The 22,258-nt window shown below is 39.1% G+C and carries 21 protein-coding genes; 10 read left to right on the forward strand and 11 right to left on the reverse strand.

Going from position 1 to position 22,258, the window contains the following annotated elements:
* The first annotated feature begins 46 nt into the window (after window positions 1-46).
* Genes leuS through K0A91_RS03375 form a run of 8 tightly spaced genes read left to right on the forward strand, consistent with a single transcriptional unit; the run spans window position 47 to window position 10,865 of the window.
* A complete protein-coding gene (gene leuS / locus K0A91_RS03340) occupies window positions 47-2,503 on the forward strand; it encodes a leucine--tRNA ligase (protein WP_295008142.1) in 2,457 nt (818 codons plus the stop codon).
* A gap of 2 nt (window positions 2,504-2,505) precedes the next feature.
* Entirely contained in the window at window positions 2,506-3,039 is a 534-nt protein-coding gene (lptE, locus tag K0A91_RS03345; RefSeq protein WP_295008144.1) for an LPS assembly lipoprotein LptE, read from the forward strand.
* Between the two features lie 24 nt (window positions 3,040-3,063).
* On the forward strand, window positions 3,064-4,608 hold the full coding sequence (locus tag K0A91_RS03350; RefSeq protein ID WP_295008145.1) for a diguanylate cyclase: 1,545 nt from the start codon (window positions 3,064-3,066) through the stop codon (window positions 4,606-4,608).
* Window positions 4,605-5,753 carry a bifunctional folylpolyglutamate synthase/dihydrofolate synthase gene (locus tag K0A91_RS03355; RefSeq protein ID WP_295008147.1) on the forward strand — a complete coding sequence of 383 codons (1,149 nt, stop codon included), beginning with the start codon at window positions 4,605-4,607 and terminating at the stop codon, window positions 5,751-5,753. The genes K0A91_RS03350 and K0A91_RS03355 overlap by 4 nt, the downstream gene beginning before the upstream one ends.
* Complete coding sequence (locus tag K0A91_RS03360; protein ID WP_295008149.1) at window positions 5,746-6,690, forward strand: M23 family metallopeptidase; 945 nt, start codon at window positions 5,746-5,748, stop codon at window positions 6,688-6,690. Before K0A91_RS03355 ends, K0A91_RS03360 begins: the two co-directional genes overlap by 8 nt.
* Window positions 6,603-7,058, forward strand: a complete 456-nt coding sequence (locus K0A91_RS03365) for a polymer-forming cytoskeletal protein (protein WP_295008151.1) — start codon at window positions 6,603-6,605, stop codon at window positions 7,056-7,058. Before K0A91_RS03360 ends, K0A91_RS03365 begins: the two co-directional genes overlap by 88 nt.
* A 16-nt stretch (window positions 7,059-7,074) precedes the next feature.
* Window positions 7,075-10,056, forward strand: a complete 2,982-nt coding sequence (locus tag K0A91_RS03370) for a DEAD/DEAH box helicase (protein WP_295008153.1) — start codon at window positions 7,075-7,077, stop codon at window positions 10,054-10,056.
* Window positions 10,053-10,865, forward strand: a complete 813-nt coding sequence (locus tag K0A91_RS03375) for a TIGR00282 family metallophosphoesterase (protein ID WP_295008155.1) — start codon at window positions 10,053-10,055, stop codon at window positions 10,863-10,865. The genes K0A91_RS03370 and K0A91_RS03375 overlap by 4 nt, the downstream gene beginning before the upstream one ends.
* On the opposite strand, the gene K0A91_RS03380 is transcribed toward K0A91_RS03375, so the two are convergent.
* Window positions 10,866-11,324: a hypothetical protein gene (locus K0A91_RS03380; RefSeq protein WP_295008157.1), complete on the reverse strand. Its 459-nt coding sequence runs from the start codon at window positions 11,322-11,324 to the stop codon at window positions 10,866-10,868.
* Window positions 11,325-11,446: 122 nt separating this feature from the next.
* Between K0A91_RS03380 and K0A91_RS03385 the strand changes: the two genes are divergently transcribed.
* A complete protein-coding gene (locus K0A91_RS03385; protein ID WP_295008159.1) occupies window positions 11,447-12,121 on the forward strand; it encodes a response regulator transcription factor in 675 nt (224 codons plus the stop codon).
* A complete protein-coding gene (locus K0A91_RS03390) occupies window positions 12,115-13,509 on the forward strand; it encodes an ATP-binding protein (protein ID WP_295008161.1) in 1,395 nt (464 codons plus the stop codon). The genes K0A91_RS03385 and K0A91_RS03390 overlap by 7 nt, the downstream gene beginning before the upstream one ends.
* Here K0A91_RS03390 and K0A91_RS03395 read toward each other — a convergent pair.
* The 10 genes from K0A91_RS03395 to rho all read right to left on the reverse strand — a co-directional run bounded on the left by K0A91_RS03395 (window position 13,506) and on the right by rho (window position 22,212).
* Window positions 13,506-15,146: a DNA polymerase III subunit gamma/tau gene (locus tag K0A91_RS03395; RefSeq protein ID WP_295008163.1), complete on the reverse strand. Its 1,641-nt coding sequence runs from the start codon at window positions 15,144-15,146 to the stop codon at window positions 13,506-13,508. The genes K0A91_RS03390 and K0A91_RS03395 overlap by 4 nt on opposite strands.
* 45 nt (window positions 15,147-15,191) lie before the next feature.
* The gene (locus K0A91_RS03400) at window positions 15,192-15,464 is read right to left on the reverse strand and encodes an EAL domain-containing protein (RefSeq protein WP_366511620.1); all 273 of its coding nucleotides are present in this window, start codon (window positions 15,462-15,464) and stop codon (window positions 15,192-15,194) included.
* Window positions 15,465-15,527: 63 nt separating this feature from the next.
* Window positions 15,528-17,243 (reverse strand): ATP-binding protein, encoded by a 1,716-nt coding sequence (locus K0A91_RS03405; RefSeq protein WP_295008165.1) that lies wholly within the window; start codon window positions 17,241-17,243, stop codon window positions 15,528-15,530.
* A gap of 17 nt (window positions 17,244-17,260) precedes the next feature.
* On the reverse strand, window positions 17,261-17,566 hold the full coding sequence (locus K0A91_RS03410) for a hypothetical protein (RefSeq protein WP_295008167.1): 306 nt from the start codon (window positions 17,564-17,566) through the stop codon (window positions 17,261-17,263).
* Window positions 17,559-18,599, reverse strand: a complete 1,041-nt coding sequence (locus K0A91_RS03415; protein ID WP_295008268.1) for an HD domain-containing phosphohydrolase — start codon at window positions 18,597-18,599, stop codon at window positions 17,559-17,561. The genes K0A91_RS03410 and K0A91_RS03415 overlap by 8 nt, the downstream gene beginning before the upstream one ends.
* Before the next feature lie 12 nt (window positions 18,600-18,611).
* Window positions 18,612-18,797: a hypothetical protein gene (locus K0A91_RS03420; RefSeq protein WP_295008169.1), complete on the reverse strand. Its 186-nt coding sequence runs from the start codon at window positions 18,795-18,797 to the stop codon at window positions 18,612-18,614.
* A gap of 5 nt (window positions 18,798-18,802) precedes the next feature.
* The gene (locus K0A91_RS03425; protein WP_295008171.1) at window positions 18,803-19,024 is read right to left on the reverse strand and encodes a hypothetical protein; all 222 of its coding nucleotides are present in this window, start codon (window positions 19,022-19,024) and stop codon (window positions 18,803-18,805) included.
* Window positions 19,024-20,013, reverse strand: coding sequence for a hypothetical protein (locus K0A91_RS03430; RefSeq protein WP_295008173.1), 990 nt, complete (start codon window positions 20,011-20,013; stop codon window positions 19,024-19,026). Before K0A91_RS03430 ends, K0A91_RS03425 begins: the two co-directional genes overlap by 1 nt.
* Before the next feature lie 23 nt (window positions 20,014-20,036).
* The gene (gene murI / locus K0A91_RS03435) at window positions 20,037-20,780 is read right to left on the reverse strand and encodes a glutamate racemase (protein ID WP_295008175.1); all 744 of its coding nucleotides are present in this window, start codon (window positions 20,778-20,780) and stop codon (window positions 20,037-20,039) included.
* An 88-nt stretch (window positions 20,781-20,868) separates the two neighbouring features.
* Window positions 20,869-22,212: a transcription termination factor Rho gene (gene rho / locus K0A91_RS03440; RefSeq protein ID WP_295008177.1), complete on the reverse strand. Its 1,344-nt coding sequence runs from the start codon at window positions 22,210-22,212 to the stop codon at window positions 20,869-20,871.
* Window positions 22,213-22,258 lie beyond the last annotated feature (46 nt).

A 22,258-nucleotide genomic window follows, 5' to 3' on the forward strand; every position in this document is an offset into this window, starting at 1 on the left:
AACTAGACTCTATGGGAGTCAGAATAATTTTACAGGAAGTTTTAATTTGGAATATAACGTAAAGACCATGGAAAAGAGTTGGCAAGAGTATTGGGCAAAAAAGAGAAGTTTTGAGCCGAGCGAAGATTTTTTAAAAGAGAAAAAATATATATTAAGCATGTTTCCGTTTCCAAGCGGGCGTCTTCATATGGGGCATGTTAGAAACTACACACTCAGCGATGCTTTTGCAAGATACTACCGTCAGCAAGGGTTTAACGTCCTTCATCCAATCGGCTTTGACAGTTTTGGAATGCCTGCTGAAAACGCTGCTATCAAAAACGGCTCTCATCCGAAAAAATGGACTTATGACAATATAGACTATATGAAGGGCGAGTTTAAATCACTCGGCTTTTCATTCTCAAAAGAGCGCGAGCTTGCTACAAGCGATGAACTTTACACAAAGTTTGAGCAGGGCTTTATAATCGACATGTACGAAAAAGGTCTTCTTTACCGTAAAAAAGGATTTTTAAACTGGTGTCCTAGTTGTCATACTGTTTTGGCAAACGAGCAGGTAATAGATGGCTCATGCTGGAGATGTGACAGTGACGTAGTTAAAAAAGATATGAACCAGTACTACTTCAAAATAACGCAGTACGGCGATGAACTGCTCTCTGATTTACACAAACTTGAGGGCGGCTGGCCTAAGCAGGTTCTAACGATGCAGGAGAACTGGATAGGCAAGTCAAACGGTTTGGAGTTTAAACTTTCATTTGATGAAAAATCACAAGAGAGGCTAGATAGCAAGTTTGAAGGTTTTAGCGTATTTACAACACGTCCAGATACTATTTATGGCGTAAGTTATGCGGCACTGGCTCCTGAGCACGAGATAGTAAGCTATATGATAGAGAATTCACTTCTTGATAGTGATACGATTCATAAGATAAAAGAGATGAAGAACGCTTCATCTATTGACAGACAAAAAGAGAAGAGCGGTGTGGCACTAAATCTACATGTAGTTCATCCGCTGACTAAAAAACATGTTCCTATCTGGGTTGCAAACTTTGTTTTGATGGATTATGGAAGCGGCGCTGTAATGGCTGTTCCTGCCCACGATGAAAGGGATTTTGATTTTGCCAAAAAATATGATTTGCCGATTAGGGGTGTAATCAAACCTTTTGGCGAAGAGTTTAGCGCAGACAAGCCTTTTACAGACGTCGGCGAGCTTTTTGACTCTGAGATGTTTAACGGACTTAACTCAAAAGAGGCGCAGGCTAAAATAATTGAGCATTTTGAAGATAAAAAAATCGGTAAAAAAACAACCAACTTCAAGCTAAAAGATTGGGGAGTAAGTCGTCAGAGATATTGGGGTGCGCCAATTCCTTTTGTTCACTGCCACGATTGCGGAATAGTGATGGAGAAAAAAGAGAATCTTCCAATCGCTCTGCCTGAAGATATAGTTATTACTGGAGAAGGAAATCCGCTTGACCACCATCCTTCTTGGAAGCACTGTAAATGTCCTAAATGCGGAATAGATGCTCTTCGCGAAACAGATACCATGGATACGTTTGTAGAGTCAAGCTGGTACTTTTTACGTTTTTGCGCATCGCCTAAAAACTGGGAAAAAGAGGCTTTTTCAAAAGAACAGATTAAGTACTGGATGCACCAAGGTGTTGACCACTATATCGGCGGGATTGAGCATGCAATCTTGCACCTTCTTTATGCAAGGTTTTTTACAAAAGTATTTCGTGATTTAGGGTATCTGGAGTTTGATGAGCCATTTGGCAGACTTCTTACTCAAGGCATGGTGCTAAAAGACGGTGCTAAGATGAGCAAGTCTAAAGGCAATACGGTTGACCCTGATGCGATTATAGAGAAGTACGGAGCGGATACGGCAAGGCTATTCATACTCTTTGCCGCACCTCCGACACAAGAGTTGGAGTGGAACGACAATGCTGTTGAGGGCGCTTATAAGTTTATAAAAAGATTTTATGAGAGAAGCGCTAACGCATATAAAACAGATAAAATTCCTTTCATTGAGCATGCAAAACTGAACAAAGAAGAGAAGTTTGCCAGAAAGAAAGTGTACGAAGCGCTTGTGCGCGCAGAGGATGTTTACACAGAGAAGTATACTTTTAACACTATGATAGCCGGTGTTATGGAGGCTATGAATGCTCTAAACCTGCAGTCAAATAGCGATGTTTGGAGCGAGGGGTACTGGATTTTGACCTCAATTATGGAGCCGGTTATTCCGCACACATGTTGGGAGATAAGCAGCCAAAAGTTCTCACTTGCAAATTTGGTACAGCAGAAAGTAATAGATGAAGTTTTTGTTGAAAACACGTTGATTTTGGGTGTCTCTATAAACGGAAAAGCAAGGGTTGAGATAGAAGTCGCACCTGACGCTTCAAACGATGTTATAATTGCAATGGCAAAAGAGAGCGCTTCAAGATGGCTTGAGGGTAAAATTATAATAAAAGAGATTGTGGTGCCTAAAAAGCTGGTCAATTTAGTTGTAAAGGATTGATTTTGAAGAAGCTGTTAAAAATCAAAAACCTTTTGCTTCTTTTATCGGTCTCTATTTTCATAAGCGGATGCGGATACTCTCCGAGTGCCAAATTTTCTCGTGATGCTTTGGGCGAGAAGATAAGTACGAGCGTTATTATTTCAGCACAAGACCCACAGAATACAGTTGTAATTAAAGATGCAGTTGACAGGGCAATTATAGAGGTATTTCAGGCTTCGCTAGTTGAGAGACAATACTCAGATAGCCATCTTGTTCTAAAAATGTCTACACCCGTTTATGCTCCAATTGTTTATGATGAAAACGGTTTTGTTATAGGATACAGAATGAGCGTTGTTTTAAATATAGTAAAACATACAAACGGCGTATCAAAAAGCTATACGACAAGAGGATTTCATGACTTTTCCGTCGCTCCAAATGCTATTGTAACAGACCAAGACAGGTTTGAGGCCATCGGTCAAGGTGCACAAAGAGCTGTAAGGTCTTTTGTAGCACAGGTTTCTGCGGAGGGAGCAAGAGCTAAAAAAGAGTCAAAATAGAACTTTAACAATCAAGGAGATATTGTGAATATTCAAAAAATTATTAAAAAAGCTATAAAAAGATTGGAGCTAGAGGGTAAACTCCAGACGCCTGATTTTTATGCGGAGGCTTTTTGCAAAGAGGCTGCTGCTGCAGGTTTTAATGTTGAGGATTGCTCAAAACTAGATAAATTCAAATCTATGCTCAATAAAGATTTTCAGGATGAACTCAAAAAATATCATATAAAAACAATCTCTGAACTAGCCCATTTTTTAATCTCTAGACTTAACAGAACAAACCCAACACACTGCTCAAATCTTTTGGAATCACAAAGCATCTTTACAAAAAAGGTGCTTCAGACTATAGCAGTGCTTCATAACAAAGAAGCCTCTGAGCTTGCAAAAAAAAGTCTGGACCTTTTGGGAAGAGAGTGTTCTATTGCAGAGATTGACCAGTTTAGACAGTTGTGGATAAACTTTTTAACAACCTATGATGATAGTTTTTTACAAAAACTCAAACTGCTCGGAGATGTTGATTCTGCAGACCTAGAAAGAACCATACAAAACCTAAATTTTGAAAATGCTCCAAGCAGAGATTTTGACTCATTTGAGCTCTCAAAGGTTGCTTCGCTTTTGGTCTCATCACTTGTGCCCTCAATTGCTTCTGAAATAAATGAAAAGATAGCCGAAATAAGCCAAAAAATCCAAAAAAATCCCGCACTTTTAGAGAGCAGCACTATAGAAGCTGAGATTAAATCCGCTATATCCCTAAGAATTGCTCTTGACAAACAGAGTGTAAAAGAGATGGTTGAGTCAATAGACGGCGTTCTCGGCAGACTCTCATTAAGACTTATAGAGATGATAGAGAGTTCAGACAGCTCTGCTGTTGAGATACAGAAGATTAAAAAAGAGCTAGAGAGCTATAACGAGAGTACTACAACCAGCTTTAGCGTTGCTCATAAAAAGCTCTATACAATTGCGGTAGCATTGGAGAAGAACACTCAAGCGCTTACTAGAGATTTAAAAAAGCATAGCAGTGAAGTTGGTGTGCTTAGCAAAAAAATAGAGCAGCTTGAGCTTGAGCTTGAGCGCGCTAAAGAGCAATCAAAAGAGGATTTTCTAACAAAGCTTTTAAATAGGCGCGCGCTTGATGAGTTTATGAGCGTTAAAGAGGCTGAGTTTGAAAGATACGGACACGACTTCACTGTAGTACTTTTCGACCTTGACAATTTTAAAGCGGTTAATGACACATACGGACATGATGCTGGAGATGCGGTTCTGGTTGCTTTTTCAAAAATACTTAAAAACGAGGCAAGAGCTGTAGATGTAGTAGGAAGATTCGGCGGTGAAGAGTTTATCGCTATTCTTGGAGAGACAGGACTTGATGGCGGAGTGGCATTTGCTCAAAAAGTACGAAACAAGATTAAAAATACACGTTTGATGTATAAGGAAAGCCGCATAAACGTTACCGTCAGTTGCGGAGTGAGTGAGAGAAAAACGCACTTCTCGCTTGCTAATTTGATAACATCGGCTGACGAAGCCCTCTATAAAGCGAAAAATGAGGGCAGAGATAGGGTAGAGTCTAAGTGATACTGAAAGATTATTTAAATTCTAAACCGCTCTACTACGATGAGATTGATTACACACGAATGCCACGTGTATATGAGAAGATAAAATCCTCACTGCCTCTAAAAAATATTATTCATATTATCGGAACAAACGGCAAAGGTACAACTGGGCGATTTTTAGCAAACGCTCTGCACGCGATGGGGCATAGTGTGGGGCATTATACCTCTCCTCATATCTTAGAGTTCAATGAGAGAGTCTGGGCAAACGGCTCAAATGCAACCGATGCAGAGTTAGAGAGTGCGCACAGAGAGCTGCAAAAGCTTTTGCCAAAGAGTGATGCGGACACTCTTAGCTATTTTGAGTATACAACTCTCTTGAGTGCAATAATTTTTAAGAGGTGCGATTATGTCGTAATGGAGGCTGGACTTGGCGGCGAATTTGATGCAACGGCTGTTTTTTCTAAACGCCTGACGCTGGTTACTCCAATAGCCTATGACCATGAGGCTTTTTTAGGCTTAGAGATAGAGAGTATCGCTTCTACAAAATTAAATGCAATCCAAAATAGTGCAATATTGAGCTCTCAGAGCTATAATAAGGTTTATCAAGTTGTTGATAGGCTAAAGTCTGAAAAATCTCTAAATATCAAAAGAGCAGATGAGATTTTAGATGAAAAAGATAAAGAGCTGATAGGAGATATCTCTAAAAATCTCTCTCTTGCTCCATATCTAACACATAATCTTTCGTTAAGCATAGCGGCACTTAAATTTTTGAACCTTGAGTATAAAATTGAGCATTTTTCAGCAGCGCCTCTCTTTGGCAGGATTACAAAAATAAGTGACGATATTATAATTGATGTCGGGCATAACGCACTCGCAGCGCAAAGCGTAGCTGATGCTTTGAGAGGTGAGAAATATATAATAATTTATAATAGTTACAAAGATAAAAACTATCAAGAAATTCTAAGAATTTTGCGTCCAATAGCATTACATGTAGAAATTATAACCATAGGTGACAAACGCGCTGAAAAAATAGAAAATATTGAGACCGTTTTAGATAGCTTAGGGATAAAATATAGTATATTCAATAAAATAAAACCGAAGCAAAAATATCTTGTTTTCGGTTCTTTTAGTGTAGTAGAGAGATTTTTAAGAGAGTGCCATGAGTAATCACTTCACAATTACGATACATGATGATAACGGCGTAAGGCAGTTTAATCTTCATCGTATTATCAAAAAGACGGCTTTTCATCTTATTTTATTTATTGGAATAGTTACTATTGTAGCAATCGGTACAATACTTTATCTAAACTATATAGTAGATGAGATAGAGATAAAGCGCCAAGCTACGCAAAAAGCCTACTTGATGCAAAAAGAGAAAAATCAAGCCCTTGATAAGAGCATAAAAGAGGCTCAACTGGCTTTGATTGATAAGAAAAAAGAGCTAATAGCTGTCTCTGAGACGCTCTCTGAGATAGAGACGCTTATCGGCATAACTCCTGTGGCTGAGACATCACTCTCCGAGAGGATGACCACAACTAAGGTAAATTCTGAACATATTGCAACCCTGATGCAGTTTATTCCAAGCGGTTCTCCGGTAGAGTACCGGGGAGTTACAAGCACTTTTGGATATAGGATACATCCGACGCTAAATTCAAAAGAGCTTCATCGCGGTATTGATTTGAAGGCGGATATGAAGACTCCTGTTTATGCTACAGCTGATGGGATTGTAGAGTGGTCCGGATATCATCAAAAAAGCGGATTTGGAAATCTTGTAATTATTCAGCACAATTACGGGTTTAAGACATATTTTGCGCACCTGAATAAGGCAGTGATTGGATCTGGAAAGTTTGTAAAAAAAGGTGATTTAATCGCCTACACTGGGAATACAGGTATGAGCAGCGGCCCGCATTTGCACTATGAGATTAAATTTATTCAAAGATCGGTTGATCCTTTGGCATTTGTAAAATGGAGCGTAAAAAACTATAATGATATATTTCAAAAGGAGAAACAAATACCATGGCAATCTTTAATAACAGCGACAGCACACATAAAAGTACCGGCACCGACGCAAACACTACCATCATCACAGCTGGCTCTGCAATAAAAGGGGAGATGAATCTTGCATGCAATCTCTATGTTGACGGAGAGTTTGAGGGTACAATACGCTCAAGTAAAGAGGTGAATATAGGCAAGCATGGACACATAAACGGCGATGTATTTACAACTAGATTGGTTGTTCAGGGATACATAGAGGGCAATATCAACGCAAAACGAGTTGAGATTAAAGCTAACGGAAGAGTAAACGGCACAATAGAGTCAAGTGAACTTGTTATTGAGGCAAAAGGTATCTTTGAGGGAAGCAGTATCGTAAAAGATGTGGCTGCTGCACCTAAAAAAGCGCCTTTAAGCGATAATATACCAACGGATACGATAAAAAGTATTTTAAATGAGCAAGAGGTAAAAATATCATAGTCCTCCGTACACACTAATGTCACAACATAGACTATTTCAATATTATAAAACCGCAAAAAATCAAGATTTAGAGCTCTTGATTTGCGATGACTCAAAAGAGGCGCATGAACTTGAGAGCGTAGCCAGATTTTTCAAGCAGGATGTTATTGTATTTCCTGACTTCAGAGCCACTTACGGGGATGATTTGAGGGTTTACAAAGAGGAGATTCACGAGCTCTTCTGTGCTTTGAGAAAATATTATACATGCAAGAAAAAGCCGCTTGTTATTTCGCCGCTAAAAACACTCCTTTTCAATCTGCCCAACAAAGAGCTTTTAGACTCTGTTGTTATAGAGTTTGGAACAAAAATAGAGTTTAAAAAATTCCAAGAGCAGATGCTTTTTTGGGGATACAGCTTTGTTGATATGGTGCAGGTTGAGGGAGAGATATCTTTTCGCGGAGACATTATAGATATCTATCCGCCATCAAGCGCCATGCCTCTTCGCATCTCGCTCTTTAACGATGAGATTGAACAGATAAAATATTTTGAACTTGAATCCCAAAGAACGCAAAAAGATGAGCTTGAGAGCTTTGAGCTTACTCCAGCATTTTTTTCTCTCGATGAAGAGGGGTTTGAGAGCCTAAACGAAAGGGTAAAAGAGAGCGAGTTTGACTCTCTTGTAAAAGATATAGCCTCTTTGGGTCTATGGTATTTGGGCGAAAACGCTATTAGCTTTCTAGAGGGCAAAAATGCAAAACTAATCAGAAATCTGGATGCCATTTTGGTAGATGCTTATGCGCTTAATAAACCAACACTCCCAAGAGAGTGCTTCAATCTTGAGGTTTTAAGTGAATCTGATGATTTTAAAGAGATTTACGTTAGCGACCTTCACTCTCTCTTAAAAGTGCACAAAGATAAAAAGATAGTCGTTATCGCTTCAAATGAGGCTGTCATAAAACAGGCAGGGCTGTTTGAGCTTAAAAATATCAGCGTGGTTTATGCCCCATATATCTTAAACATAATCTCCAAAGATGAGCTTGTTATCTCTTTAAACAAGCAAAATAAGCTAAGACGAAGAAGAAAAAGCTCAATCCTGCTTGATGATTTAAAATCAGGCGATTATGTCGTTCATGAGGATTACGGTGTCGGTATATTTGAGTCTATCGAACAGACTCAAATACTGGGTGGTATTAAAGATTTTATAGTTATCAAGTACGTTGGTGACGATAAGATTCTGCTTCCTGTTGAAAATCTTGACTGTATCGACCGCTACATCGCCTCAGGCGGTTCTGTTCCAGTTTTGGACAAGCTTGGCAAAGGAAGTTTCGGCAAACTAAAAGAGAGCGTTAAAAAACGTCTTATGGAGATAGCTGGGCAGATTGTAAATACCGCTGCCGCAAGAGAGTTGATTCAAGCGCCTAAAATCAGGGTAGATGAGAGCGAGTTAAGAGAGTTTCAAAAGCTCTCCGGATTTCTTTATACGGATGACCAGACTCAGTCAATTAATGAGATAATTACGCAGATGAGCTCAGGTCACATCATGGACAGACTCCTTAGCGGAGATGTCGGTTTCGGCAAGACAGAGGTAGCGATGAATGCAATATATGCATCATACAAGTCAGGCTTGCAAGCGGCGCTGATTGTTCCGACAACGCTTCTCTCGGCTCAGCACTACCGCTCACTTCGCGAGAGATTCGGCAACCTTGGAATCAAGACGGCTAAGCTTGATAGATTTGTAAGCTCAAAAGACAGAAGCAATATAATAAAAGGTCTCGCTTCAGGCGAAATAGATGCAGTAGTGGGGACACACTCTCTTTTTAATCTGGATTTTAAAAACTTAGGTTTGGTTATCATAGACGAAGAGCACAGATTCGGCGTAAAACAAAAAGAGAAGATAAAAGAGCTATACCACAATGTTCATCTTCTCTCAATGAGTGCAACTCCGATACCGCGCTCGCTAAATCAGGCACTAAGCTCCATAAAAACAATGTCGCAGCTACTCACTCCTCCAAGCCAAAGACAGCCGGTTAGAACCTTTGTGAAAGCGTATGAAGAGAAGCTGATAAAAGAGGTACTGCTCAGAGAGATTCGCCGTGGCGGGCAGATTTTTTATGTCCATAACTCAATTGACCATATGCCTATAAAATTAGGTGAGTTAAAGGCACTATTGCCGTCGCTTAGAGTTGTTATGCTCCACTCAAGAATCTCTGCAGCTGATACAGAAAAAGAGCTTTTAAAGTTTGAAGCGGGCGAATATGACCTTATGCTTGCAACCTCCATCATCGAGTCAGGCATCCATATGCCTCGCGTAAACACTATAATAGTCGATGGCGCAGACAGATTCGGTATGGCGGACTTGCATCAGCTTCGCGGTCGGGTAGGGCGCAGCAATGTTGAGGGCTTTGCATATTTTATAGTAAACGACAAAGAGACTTTGACCGATGATGCTAAAAAAAGGCTTCTGGCGTTAGAGTCAAACTCATTTTTGGGAAGCGGTTCGGTACTGGCTTACCACGATTTAGAGATACGCGGCGGCGGAAATCTTGTCGGAGATGCTCAGAGCGGACATATAAAAAATATCGGCTATTCGCTCTATCTAAGACTGCTTGAAGACGCTATAAAACTCCTTAGCAATCAGGCAGAGAGCGAAAAGCTAAAAGTAGATATAAAACTTACCATCTCTGCATACGTCTCCGATGAGGTCGTAAAAGAGGATAGACTTCGCATAGATATCTACAGAAGGCTCTCGGCATGCATCGAGCCTGTTGAGATTTATGAGATACAAGAAGAGGTTATTGACAGATTTGGAGAGCTTGACGTGCCGAGTAAACAGTTTTTTGAACTGATGGTTATCAAACTCTTGAGTTTGCACAAAAAGATAAAAAGCGTATCCAATTACGGTCAGAACATTACCTTTACATATATAGATGAGAAAAAAGATAGTATAAAGTCAGATTCAAAAGATGATGATGACATCATAAAAGCAGCGTTGAAGTATCTTAGAGGAGCAGAGAGTTGAGAGTAGCATTTATAGGCGATATTGTAGGCAGTCCCGGCAGAGATATGTTAAAAGCGCATCTCAAAAAAATCAGACAAGAACATAATATAGATTTTGTAGTTGCAAACTATGAAAATGCCTCTCACGGTTTTGGGCTGACTGCAAAAAATGCAAGCGAGATTGCAAGTTTCGGCGTTGACTGCATGAGTGGCGGAAACCACACATGGGATAAAAAAGATGTTGAAGCGCTTTTTGACACCCACGAGATTTTGCGACCTCACAACTACCCTGATGAGGTAAAAGGAACAGGCTGCAAAGTTTACGATGTGTGCGGAGATAAACTGGCAGTTTTAAACCTGATGGGCCACTACTCAATGCCATATACCGAGAACGCTTTTAGAACGGCAAAGAGTACGGTTGAGGCTTTACATGCAGATGGCGTAAAAAATATCTTTATAGATTTTCATGCAGAGGCTACAAGCGAGAAGCGTGCCATGATGCTGCTGCTTCAAGGGAGTGTGAGTGCCATAATCGGAACGCATACGCATGTCTCAACCGATGATTTTCAAATCTCCAAAGGCACTGCATATCTAACAGATATGGGACTGAGCGGCTGTCGTGATAATGTAATCGGTATGGATGAGAAAGTGCCTCTAAAGCAGTTTTTTACCGGAATCAAAGGTCATTTTGATATTCCAAAAAAGTGCAAGAAAATAATGCAGATAGCTATTATGGATTTTAGCGGCGGAAAGTGCAGCAACGCATATAAGTTAAAGATATTTGAAGAGGGAACACTCATTAGAACTGATGCCTGGATAGAAGCAGAGTAGTTAAGCTGCTGTTATTTGGAAATATCTGTCGTTTGCTTCGTATGTATTTACCATAACATGACGTAAATTTTTCTCTTTTGCTTCTTTAATGTCACTGGGCAGCTTATCATCTATTTTTGGGGTCTGATTTAGGGTAAGAGCAGGTTTTCTAACAAGTGAAAACATCGTAATATTTCCATCATAAGCGGCTTTTGCATTGATTGTTGTAGTTAATTGTTTTAGTTTTATCTCACTCTGGCTTTGCAGCTGCTTTTGGAGTTTTTGCTGGTTGTTAAAAGATTTGTAGTTAGAGATATAATCGATAGGGAGATTTTTATCGGTGTGCGACTTCACTATAGCAGAGTTTGATAGCTCTTTGCTAAAAGATTCTGACTCACCCTTAGGCTCTTTGGTCTTGTATAAGTCTGTTTTATTGGAGCTGTTTGGGCTGATAAATGTAGTGTAAGTAGATACAAACATTTTAGCCTCCTTTGCCAACAATGGAGTATTATAAGCCAAATGAACTTCAAAAACTATAAAAACAGGAAGCGTATTTTTTTAATACATTTGATACAATAGTAAAAAAAATATTAGGGATGTTTATGGGCGCTAAAATCGTTATTGTAGAAGATGAAGAGGATTTATTAGAGCTTATTGAATACAATTTGACAAAAGAGGGCTATGAGGTAATAGGATTTTTAAACACAAAAAGCGTTGAGCAGATGCTTAGCGAAGAGAGTGTTGATTTGCTTATTATGGATAGAAATCTCCCCGGAGTGGAGGGGAGCGAGTTTGTTCAGCTTCTTAGAAAAGATGGATTTGCAACACCGGTTATCTATCTAAGCGCAAAAAATGCAGACTCTGAGATAGAGGAGGGGTTTTTAAGAGGCGGAGATGACTATATAACAAAGCCTTTCAATATGAAAGAGCTGCTGCTCCGCATCAAAGCAATTTTGAGAAGAACAAGCAAAAAGGTCGAAGAGGGCATTTTGGCATACAGGGATTTGGTGCTGGATAGAAGCTCAAGAACCCTTAGCGTAGACGGCAAAAGCGTAGATGTCACAAAGCTTGAATTTAACCTGCTGTGTGAATTTATTTTAAACAAAAACAGCGTTCTTGACCGCGACTATCTGCTCGAAAACGTCTGGGACGGGGCGGAAGAGTATCAATACAAAACCGTAAACGTTGCCATAAATAGACTAAAAGAGAAGATAGACTCAGATAAAAGTAAAAATTATATTCAAACAGTCCGCGGAATAGGGTATAAGTTGTGCTAAAAATACATCAGATATTTATACTCAAATTTCTGCTGTTATTTGCAAGCACGCTACTTATCATATCCGTTATCAGCTATATAGCTTTAAAATCCATAGTCGTAGAGCATAACAAAAATCATCTAAAACATGCAATCGAGCTGATGGAGATAGAGCTTGAGAATATAGGGGATTTGGACGCATATGCCCTTAAGGTTTATGAAAAAACATCCCTCAGAGCGACAATAATCGCTGAAGACGGAGTTGTTGTGGCAGAATCAAACGCTGACAAAGCTCAAATGGACAATCACGCTTCGCGTATCGAAGTAATGGAGTCGAATTCTCAAGATTATGGGAGTGTCATAAGATATTCAAACACGGTTAAGGCTGATTATTTGAATGTCGTAAAAAAAATAGCCCATAAAGAGGGACAGATCTATATACGGCTATCCATGAGTTTGGCGCAGATAATGGATGACTTCTACTCGCTTTGGATAAAACTCTTTTTTATTTTTATGGGCATTTTGGTCGTTGCCGCATTTGTGTCAAAAAATATGAGCCAGAGAATAGTTTATGATATCACCCAGCTTAGAAACTATCTTGATGAGGTTTCAAGCAAAAACTACAAAGCGGTTGTGAAGACAAAATATTTTTATGAGTTTTTGCAAATCTCGCTGCTTTTGAAAAATCTCGTAAAAAAACTCAGCAAAAACGAGAAGAAAAAAGCGAAGCATATGGCAAAGCTAAGGCTTATAAACAAGCAAAAAAACGATATCCTCTCTGCTATCTCACATGAGTTTAAAAATCCTGTGGCGGCTATTATGGGCTATGCGCAGACTATCCAAGAAGATAGCGACATGCCAAAGAGCGTCAGGGATAAATTTTTGAGCAAAATTAGCTCAAACGGCGAGAAGATATCCAAGATGTTAGATAGGCTTACTCTCTCGGTTAAGCTTGAAAATGGCGATTTGGCAATAAATAAGAGCGAGTTTGATTTAAAACAGCTTTGTCATGAAGTCGCATCAAATCTCGCTCTAAAATATAAAGAGAGAGATATAAGAGTTGTAGCAGATGAGCAGCTGATTTTTACCGATAAGACGATGCTGGAGCTAGCTCTTATCAATCTGGTTGACAATGCTCTGAAATACTCCAAAAGTGATGTCATAATTGAGCTAAAAGATAAAAAAGTCTCAGTCTTAGACAGTGGCATAGGCATAAGAGAAGAGCATCTAAAGAGCATTGCAGAGAAGTTTTACAGGGTGGATAAAAACAGATGGGACAACTCTATGGGAATTGGCTTAGCTATGGTTACTTATGTTTTAAAACTGCTTGACTCGTCGCTTGAGATAAGCTCTGAGTTTGGCAAAGGTTCGAGCTTTGGTTTTAGCGTGGAGAAGATGTCAAAGAGTTAGATTTTTAGCTGAACAGTTCTTTTTGTCGCTTCAAAAAGTTCGGTTGCTTTTTGAACCATCTGCTCTTCTAAAATATCCGCACCGTTTATCTCTCTTGAAGAGTCACCGCTCTGGCAGTTTGTAACACAGCTCGCACTTCCGCCGATTTCAACTTCCTCTATCATCGAAGCAGGCTCTTCTTCAACAGCCTCTGACTGCGTTATGCTCTCTTCTTTTTGAGCTTTGCTGCAAGCCTCATGTTTGATTTTTGTCTCAAATCCAAACACCTCTCTTACCAGCTGTTTTATTACCGAGTAACCGTGTGTTAAGACCTTTTTGCACTCGTCATTTGCGCAGCTCTCCCAAGTAAGCAGGTTGTTTTCATAAGATATAAATGAGATGCTTCTCTCAAAACACTCTCCAAGTTCAAAATTTCTGTCTTTTATCTTTGAAACAAGCTCAAAGAAGGTATTTTCATAAGGATTTTTTTCTACATGTAGATTCTCTTTTGGCACCTTTTCTTCATGCTGAGACTGATTCTCATCTTTTGGCAGATTGATTGGAGTTGCACATGATATGGCAGGTCTATGTATCTCTTTTTGCAGAGACTCTATCATCTGGTCAACCTCTTTTATGCGCAGAGCCTCAACCATTTTGAAAAATATAAGCGAGAGCACGAAAGAGCCATCGGCATTGATATGAAACAGATATTTCGCATCGCTTAAAATTCTAAAAAATCTATCCAGTACAAGTGTAGAGTAGAGCGCGTCTGCGGCGTACATTCTATCTTTTAAAAAGACTATAAGCTCATCAACTACCATCTCAGGTTCATAATCTTGCAGAACTTTTACATATTCGACAATTTTTGCATAATCTTTTGCAAAAACTGCACTAAAGAGTTCACTTGTAAATTTCGGGTCAACGAGACCTAGCATATCTGTAACTGTACGCACGTCAACATAGTTTTTAGAAAATATTATTGCCTGATCAAGCAGAGTAAGCGTATCTCTAAGGCTTCCGCTTCCGCTACGTGAGAGTATCTCTAACGCTTCCGCTTCATATTTTATCCCCTCAAGGTTTAGGATATGGGCGAGGTGGTCTACTATTTTATTTGTAGCAATCGATTTAAATCTGAAGTGCTGAGTACGGCTCAGAATAGTTGCCGGAATCTTTAGAGGGTCGGTAGTCGCTAGTATAAACTTTACATATGATGGCGGCTCTTCAAGCGTTTTTAGCAGAGCGTTAAATGCCGGAGTGCTGAGCATGTGAACTTCATCAATTATAAAAATCTTAAATCTTGCGATTGAGGGCTTGTATTTTGTCTGCTCCACCAAATCGCGGATATCGTCTATTCCTCTGTTTGAAGCTCCGTCCATCTCAACGATGTCTATGTGGCGGCCATCAAGAGCCATGTTGCAGTTTTGGCAAGTTCCGCATGGCTGATGAGTTAAACCAGTTTCACAAATAAGAGCCTTTGCAAAGATGCGCGCGGTTGAAGTTTTTCCGCTTCCCCTGAGTCCTGAGAAAAGGTATGCGTGAGAGAGCCTGTTTGAGTCAAGCGCAAGTGAGAGAGTTTGGGAAACCGTTTCTTGACCTATAAGCTCATCAAAGCTTTTTGGTCTATATTTTCGCGCTAATACTTCTGAACTTTCTCTCACGCCTGCCCTCCATTTTTAATTATGGTGATTTTAGCATTTTAAGAGTTAAACTTTGATATGTAGGTGCTGTTTTTTATTTTTTAGCATCGTCAATATGCAGATACTTGTTTTGATCTCTTTTGCATTAAGAGTTGGATTTTGAATAAAATAGCCTTGAACATAATGGCAGCCTATACTCTTACATGTCAGCAGCTCTTCCTTTGTCTCTACATCCTCGGCTATTACTTTTATGCCAAGCCCGATTGCCAAGTTTGTAATGCTTTTGGTCATTATCTTTTTTTTAACATCTTTTTGTATGTCGGTAAGAAAAAAATCTATTTTTTGGCAAACTGTTTTTCATGACGAAATATTAGTCATGAATTATTTCAAAAAAAGTTACAACTATTTTATTTGAAGTGAAAAAGTAGAGATAGTCCCATGTCCTATGCCATCGCTCTTTAGCGTTATATCTCCGCCTAAAATATTTGCCATTTTTTTACTGAGAGAGAGACCCAGACCTGTTCCTTTATGGCTCTTTTGCATAACATTTTCAAGCTGGGTAAAGTCGTTAAAGAGCTGTTTCATATCATCTTCAGATATTCCTATGCCGCTGTCTTTTACTTTTACATATAGACTTTCACTGTCGTTATATAACTCGAGCCGTATGCCTCCCTCTGGGGTAAATTTAATGGCGTTGGAGAGAAGATTTACCACAATCTGTTTAAACATCTGAGGGTCAGTTTGGTATTTTTTATTTTCAAAGTTATCAAATATAAAATCAAATTTGATATTTTTATCCTTAGCCAAAGGAGAGAGCATGTTGAGGCTGCTTTGAACTATATCTAAGATATCTACACTCTCAACATGTGCTTCCATCTTGCCGGCTTCAATCTTGGCCATGTCTAAAATCTCATTTATCATGCTAAGAAGATATTGTGCAGATGATTCAATATTTTCAACTGTATCTTCTTGATCCTCATTTAGCTCTTCATACTCAATCATAAACTGTGCAAAACCTATAATTGCATTTAGCGGAGTTCTAAGTTCATGCGACATATTTGATATAAATGCTGATTTTGCCCTTGAAGCAGAGGCAGTTCTCTCGATCAGCCTGATTCTCTCAAGCTGCAGTGTTATCATAGAGGCGATAGAGTTGTAAAAATTCTGTTCATTTTTATCTTCAAAACTCTCTATTCCAAGTTCAATGGAGCCGAAATATATCTTCTCATCATTCTCAAAATCACTCACATAAAGATCTACAGACTCTTTGTCCGAAACTATATTTTGCTCTTTTTTGAAATGCAGATTCTCTTTGTAAGTCAATTTTTTTATCTCTTGCATAGAGACGTCCATACACTCATCTTCACTCTTTGTCTGAATGATGGTGTTAAAGAGTTCAATTAGCTGAGTAAACCTTTTTAATCTTAACTTATTCTCCTCTTCCAGCGTCTGAAGTGCCGAGAATGTAGTTTTTAACATGTTATTAAAAGAGTGGGTTAGCGTGGCTATCTCATCCTGCGAATTTACGTTTAACTGTGCGGAGTAGTTTTGCGTTTTGGTTATATAGTTGGTTGTGTCGGTGAGCTCTTCAATCGGTTTTACGATATCTCTGGATTGTTTGATAGACATATAGATGATTAGTATAAAAATAACAAGCGACATGTAGAGCATAAAACTGATAAAATCATATAAAAACTCCAGCGCAACGCCTTTATCTACAGCATAGACAATGTGCCAATCATTTAAAAAAGAGGATAATTTTTCATATACGACAACATATCTGCTATCAATAATGCTGTTCGTATTGTTTTTGAAATTTATTTCCAGTGGGATCTTTTCACCTATAATAAAGCTATTTTCTGGATTTACTATGTATGAGTGAACGGTCTCGTTGTGTGTCAGATATGAGTCTAGATTTTTAAGATTGTACTTTAAAACCAAAAATCCGAGTTTTTTTTCCTTTTCAAAAGAGGCATGTATCTGTGAGTACATGTAAAGATAACCATCTTTCACGTAAACCCCATACTCTTTTGTATTTAACTCATTGAGGCTATATTTTTTAAGCAATATATTTTTATATGATGAAGAAACAATGGTAGAGTCTAAGGCAACCGCCATAAATGTGATATCTAAGTTTAAATCCTCTTTTTTTGAGTTAAGAGCCTTGAGATTCTCTTGTCGATATCCTCCGCCAAGAGGTCATCCATCAAATCAAGGGAGCTTAAAAATCTCACCTCCTTGGTTAAGCTCTCTAGATGGTTGTTAATAAGTCCTATTACAACTTTGGTTCTCTCTAGATGTTCATTAATAGTTTTGTTTACTATTTTTGTTTCACTTAAAAAAAGGGTATAGATTAAAAGTGTTAGAAACGGCAAAAAACCTATAACTATAAAAATAGAGAGCAGCTTGTTGCGCAGTGATTTTTTTAAAAAATCAAACATCTTGAAGCTTTTCTTCAATTTCTAGGATTTCATCCAAGTTCTCCATAAATATGTCAACTACCTTTGGATTAAAATGCGAACCTGAATAATTTTTGATAATTTCAAGAGTTTTCTCTAAAGTAAAAGCTCTCTTGTAAGGTCTTTCACTAAGTAGTGCATCAAACACGTCAACAACCGCAACTATGGCGCCGCTAAGTGGGATATTATCGCCAGCAAGAGCATTCGGATAGCCTTTGCCGTTGTATTTTTCATGATGAGAGTGGGCTATCTCTGCTGCCAGCCTAAGAAGAGGCGTCTCTTTTTGTGAGAGGATAGAGTAGCCGATAACGGAGTGCTGTTTCATTATCTCAAACTCTTCGTTATCTAGTTTGCCGGGTTTTAGAAGTATGTTGTCAGCAATACCGACTTTTCCTATGTCGTGCATCGGGGACGCCAATCTCATAAGTTCAACGCCCTCGCTGCTCCATCCAAATTTTCTCGCAATCAGTGCAGCCATTTCGCCTACTCTGAGAGTGTGGGCTGATGTTTCATTGTCTCTATATTCGGCAGTTTTTCCAAGGATAGAGATAATATCCTGTTCGCTTTTTTGGATTTCTATGAGGGCATTTTGAAGCTCTTTTGTTTTTTTAGAGACCTCTTGCTCCAAGATTTTCTTGTGCTCTTTGAGCATATTCTGATAAGCTCCGAGTTTGATTGCATTTTTGACCCTAAGGCCAAATTCAACAATATCATACGGCTTTGTCAAGTACTCGTTTGCTCCAAGTTTTAGGCACTTTGTTATAGCCTCTTTGTCTGAGAGAGCAGAGATGACAATAAGCGGAATTGTAGAAAATTTCTCGTCGCTCTTGATGATGCTAGTGGCTTCGTACCCGTCCATAACAGGCATCATTAAGTTCATCAAAATCAAATCAACTTTTTGTCTGTTTAAAATCTCTATAGCTTCTTTGCCGTTTTGAGCTTCGATGACATTAAAACCCTCTTTGTTTAGTATCTTTGAGGCAACTTTTCTGTTCATTAACTCATCGTCACACAGTAGTACGCTTTACTACTCGCTCCATCTGTATAAAACCTTTATGTCGTTATCAAGATTCTTGACGTTAATATATCCTATGGCGCCTTCAACATTTTTGACAAAAGCTTTAACGCTCTCCTCGGAGTGCATCCCGACCGGGGGTCTTTTTCCAAGATAGTGCTGTGCGGCCCAGTATGATTTTAATCTCTCAAAATTCATCTCTACTATTTTATTTTCAACTTTTCTCTTATAGGGTCTCTTGCTCCCAGATTGACAGGAACAGCATTGATGTCCTCAATAACAGTTATTTTTTTTAAAAATATCGCTTTAATCTGCGCTCTTGAGAGATCTTTCATCTTTTGGTTTGCAATAACGGCATACTCATCAGCCAAAGATTGGGTAGAGAACATAATGGTCGATAAAAAAATTATGATAACTGTTTTCATTAGAAGAGCACTGAGAATGAGAATAAAAACTGATTTTGGTTACTTTGTGAGTGAAACTGGTATTCAGATTTTATTGCAATAGGATAGAGTGGCCTATATGTGTAGCCAAATATCAATAGGTCATCATCAGTTGTGTTGAGATTGTCATCGTATGATTCTACTCTTATGACTCCTATATGCTGTTCGCTAAAGCGGTATAGACCTTGTATGTAGAGTGCGTAGTCGGTAGTAAAATCACTTTCTGATTTTTGAGAGCCTATTTCAGATAAAATCTGATATTTGTCGGACTCATATTTTGCTGAGAGAAGAAAGTAGTAAAGATTGTTTTGGATTGTGTAGTTGTCGAGATTGTGAAAATAGCCGCTGTTTAGTTTGAACGTATAGTCATCTCTCTCGTATGATATGCCAAACCCATAATGCTCATCAATTTTGTAATTATTGTACTTATTGTCAATATCATTGTTGTGCTGCAACATGACATCAACCTTTAGCTCACCATCCCTGTAGGAGAGGTAAGAGGTGCCAAGCCCCGTTGTAAATTTTGGAAAAATAATTGATGTGCTCATTGGATTGGATGTTGTTTCTCGCAGAACATTTACAGGCAGTAGGTTCCAAAAACCTATCGGTGAGCTGTATTTACCGACTCTAAACATGTAATTTTCATTGAGGTTATAATCTAAATATAGTCTTTCTGTGTACAATTTATGGTTATTGGTACTATCCTTAACGCCGTTTTGGTGCGTCACTACGTAGACCTCTTTAAACTCAAGTTCAGCCATGTATGAGAATTTTTCATAATCACCATAACCTAAAATAGCTACATCATTTATTCTGTATCTGTCAATATCGTCTGCATGTTTGTAGTCAAGTGAAAAATAGCCGCCTATGTAAAGCGGAAGTGAGCCCACTTGAACCCCTTTGCCCAGCTGATACTCTTCATCAGCGTGTGCAAAGAGCAGAAATGTAAAAATAAGAGCGATATAGCGCATAAAAAAATTTCCTTTTTATAGTTTTATAAGTTTAACCACTTTTTTGCTACATTCATTAACGATTCAGGATTTTCTGAAGCAAAAAACTCCAGCTTTGTTGTTTCATATTTTGTATTTAATTTAAAATCAAGTTCAAGCTGTTCTACGATAGCGTCGCCTGAGTGGATAAGCACGGTATCTTTGCCGAAATAGTTCCCAATGGCGTCAGAGATGAGCGGAAAGTGTGTACACCCCAAGATAATAGCGTCTGGTTTTTCAAGGGCGTCAAAGTAGTGTTTGAATGTCGCTTCCAAAATCTCCCCGCTGTAAATCTCCTCTTCAACGATAGGAACAAAAAGCCCCGTCGCTTTTGCTTGAAGATTATAAAATCCTTCTGCATGTAGTCCTATTTCATAAGCTTTTGAGTTGATTGTCGCTTTTGTTCCAAGGATTAATATATTTGCATTTTTATCTTTGATTGCATTTGCAGTTGCCAAAATTCCCGCTTCAACAACACCGATAACAGGGCAAGAGGAGACTTCCCGCATCTCATCAAGCGCATGTGCGCTCACCGTGTTACATGCTACAATGATGAGGTCAAGGTCAAAGTTTTTGAAAAACTCTACGGCTTCTATGGCGTAGCGAATGATGGTGGTTTTGTCTTTTATGCCATAGGGAACTCTCGCGGTGTCTCCAAAATAGACTATCTCTGCAAAAAGATTGTGTTCAAGCAGTGATTTTACAACAGTTAAGCCGCCGATTCCGCTGTCAAATACACCGACTTTCACTATTCTTCTCCTCTGTCCAAGAAGTGGATTCCTTGACAAATTCCCCTTACTAAAGCTAGGCCAAAAGGCGATAAATCTGACTTCGTCATTACTGGTTAGTGTTCATACTTTCAAGAAACTCTTCATTTGTAGCTTTTTTCCCCATTGTTGTATAGACAAATTTCAGCGCTTCTATCTCGTTGTCCTGCTTATGAATCATTTGGCGCAGGATAAATACTTTTTGTAGTATTTCAGGACTGACAAGAAGCTCCTCTTTTCTCGTTCCTGATTTAAGGATATCAATAGCAGGGAAAATTCTTCTGTCTGCGATTTTGCGATCAAGTACAACCTCTGAGTTGCCGGTACCTTTGAACTCTTCAAAGATAACTTCATCCATTCTGCTTCCCGTATCTACAAGAGCGGTTGCGATGATGGTCAAGCTTCCGCCGTTTTCTATGTTACGAGCCGCTCCAAAAAATCTTTTTGGCTTGTGAAGTGCATTTGCATCCACACCGCCCGATAAAACTTTTCCGCTTGATGGTGTTACGGTGTTGTAAGCACGTGCTAGACGTGTGATAGAGTCTAGTAAAATAACAACATTGCGTCCAAGCTCTACGCGTCTTTTTGCTTTTTCTATTACCATCTCCGCTACTTTTACGTGGTTCTTTGCGGGCATGTCAAAAGTTGAGCTGTAAACATCACCCTTGACGCTTCTCTCCATGTCTGTTACCTCTTCGGGTCTCTCGTCAACAAGCAGAACCATCAAATCTATCTCAGGGTGATTGTGAGTGATACCGTGAGCAATCTCTTTTAAGAGTTCAGTTTTACCGCTTCTTGGAGGTGCTACTATAAGACCGCGCTGCCCCTTACCGATAGGAACAAAAAGGTCCATCATACGACCTGTTAACCCTTTTTCTCTGTATTCTAGTTTTATCTGTTGTGTTGCGTAGAGTGGAGTAAGGTTTTCAAAAAGAGGTCTTTTTTTACTCTCTTCGGGAGGAAGGCCGTTGACTGCTTCTATTTTAATAAGCGCGTAGTATCTCTCTTGGTCCTTTGGAGGGCGAACCTGACCCGTTACTACATCTCCGTTACGAAGAGCAAAACGTTTGATTTGGGTATTTGACACATACGCATCGTTGATACTCTCATCAAAACTTTTATCAATCGAGCGGATAAAACCGTAACCATCTAGCATAATCTCCAAAATACCGCTAAAGAGGATAAAGCCGCCTTGTTCGGTTTGAGCTTTTAATATCTCAAAGATAAGGTCTTGGCGTTTTAGCTCATTTGGATGCTCAATGCTGAGCTCCGTTGCCATAGCGGTAAGTTCTTCTATGCTTTTTACACGGAGATCTTCTACGCTTGCGCCCTTTACCGGACTGTGCGTTCTTGTTTTAGCGTTAGTTTTGTTATTTGTGTTTTTACGAGGTTGTTGCGGAGTGTTTTCGCTCATAAGATAGCTACCTTAATGTTTTTAGATTTGCCATGTGGATATTAAC

The sequence above is a fragment of the Sulfurimonas sp. genome (genome assembly GCF_019429335.1).
Taxonomy (GTDB): Bacteria; Campylobacterota; Campylobacteria; order Campylobacterales; family Sulfurimonadaceae; genus Sulfurimonas.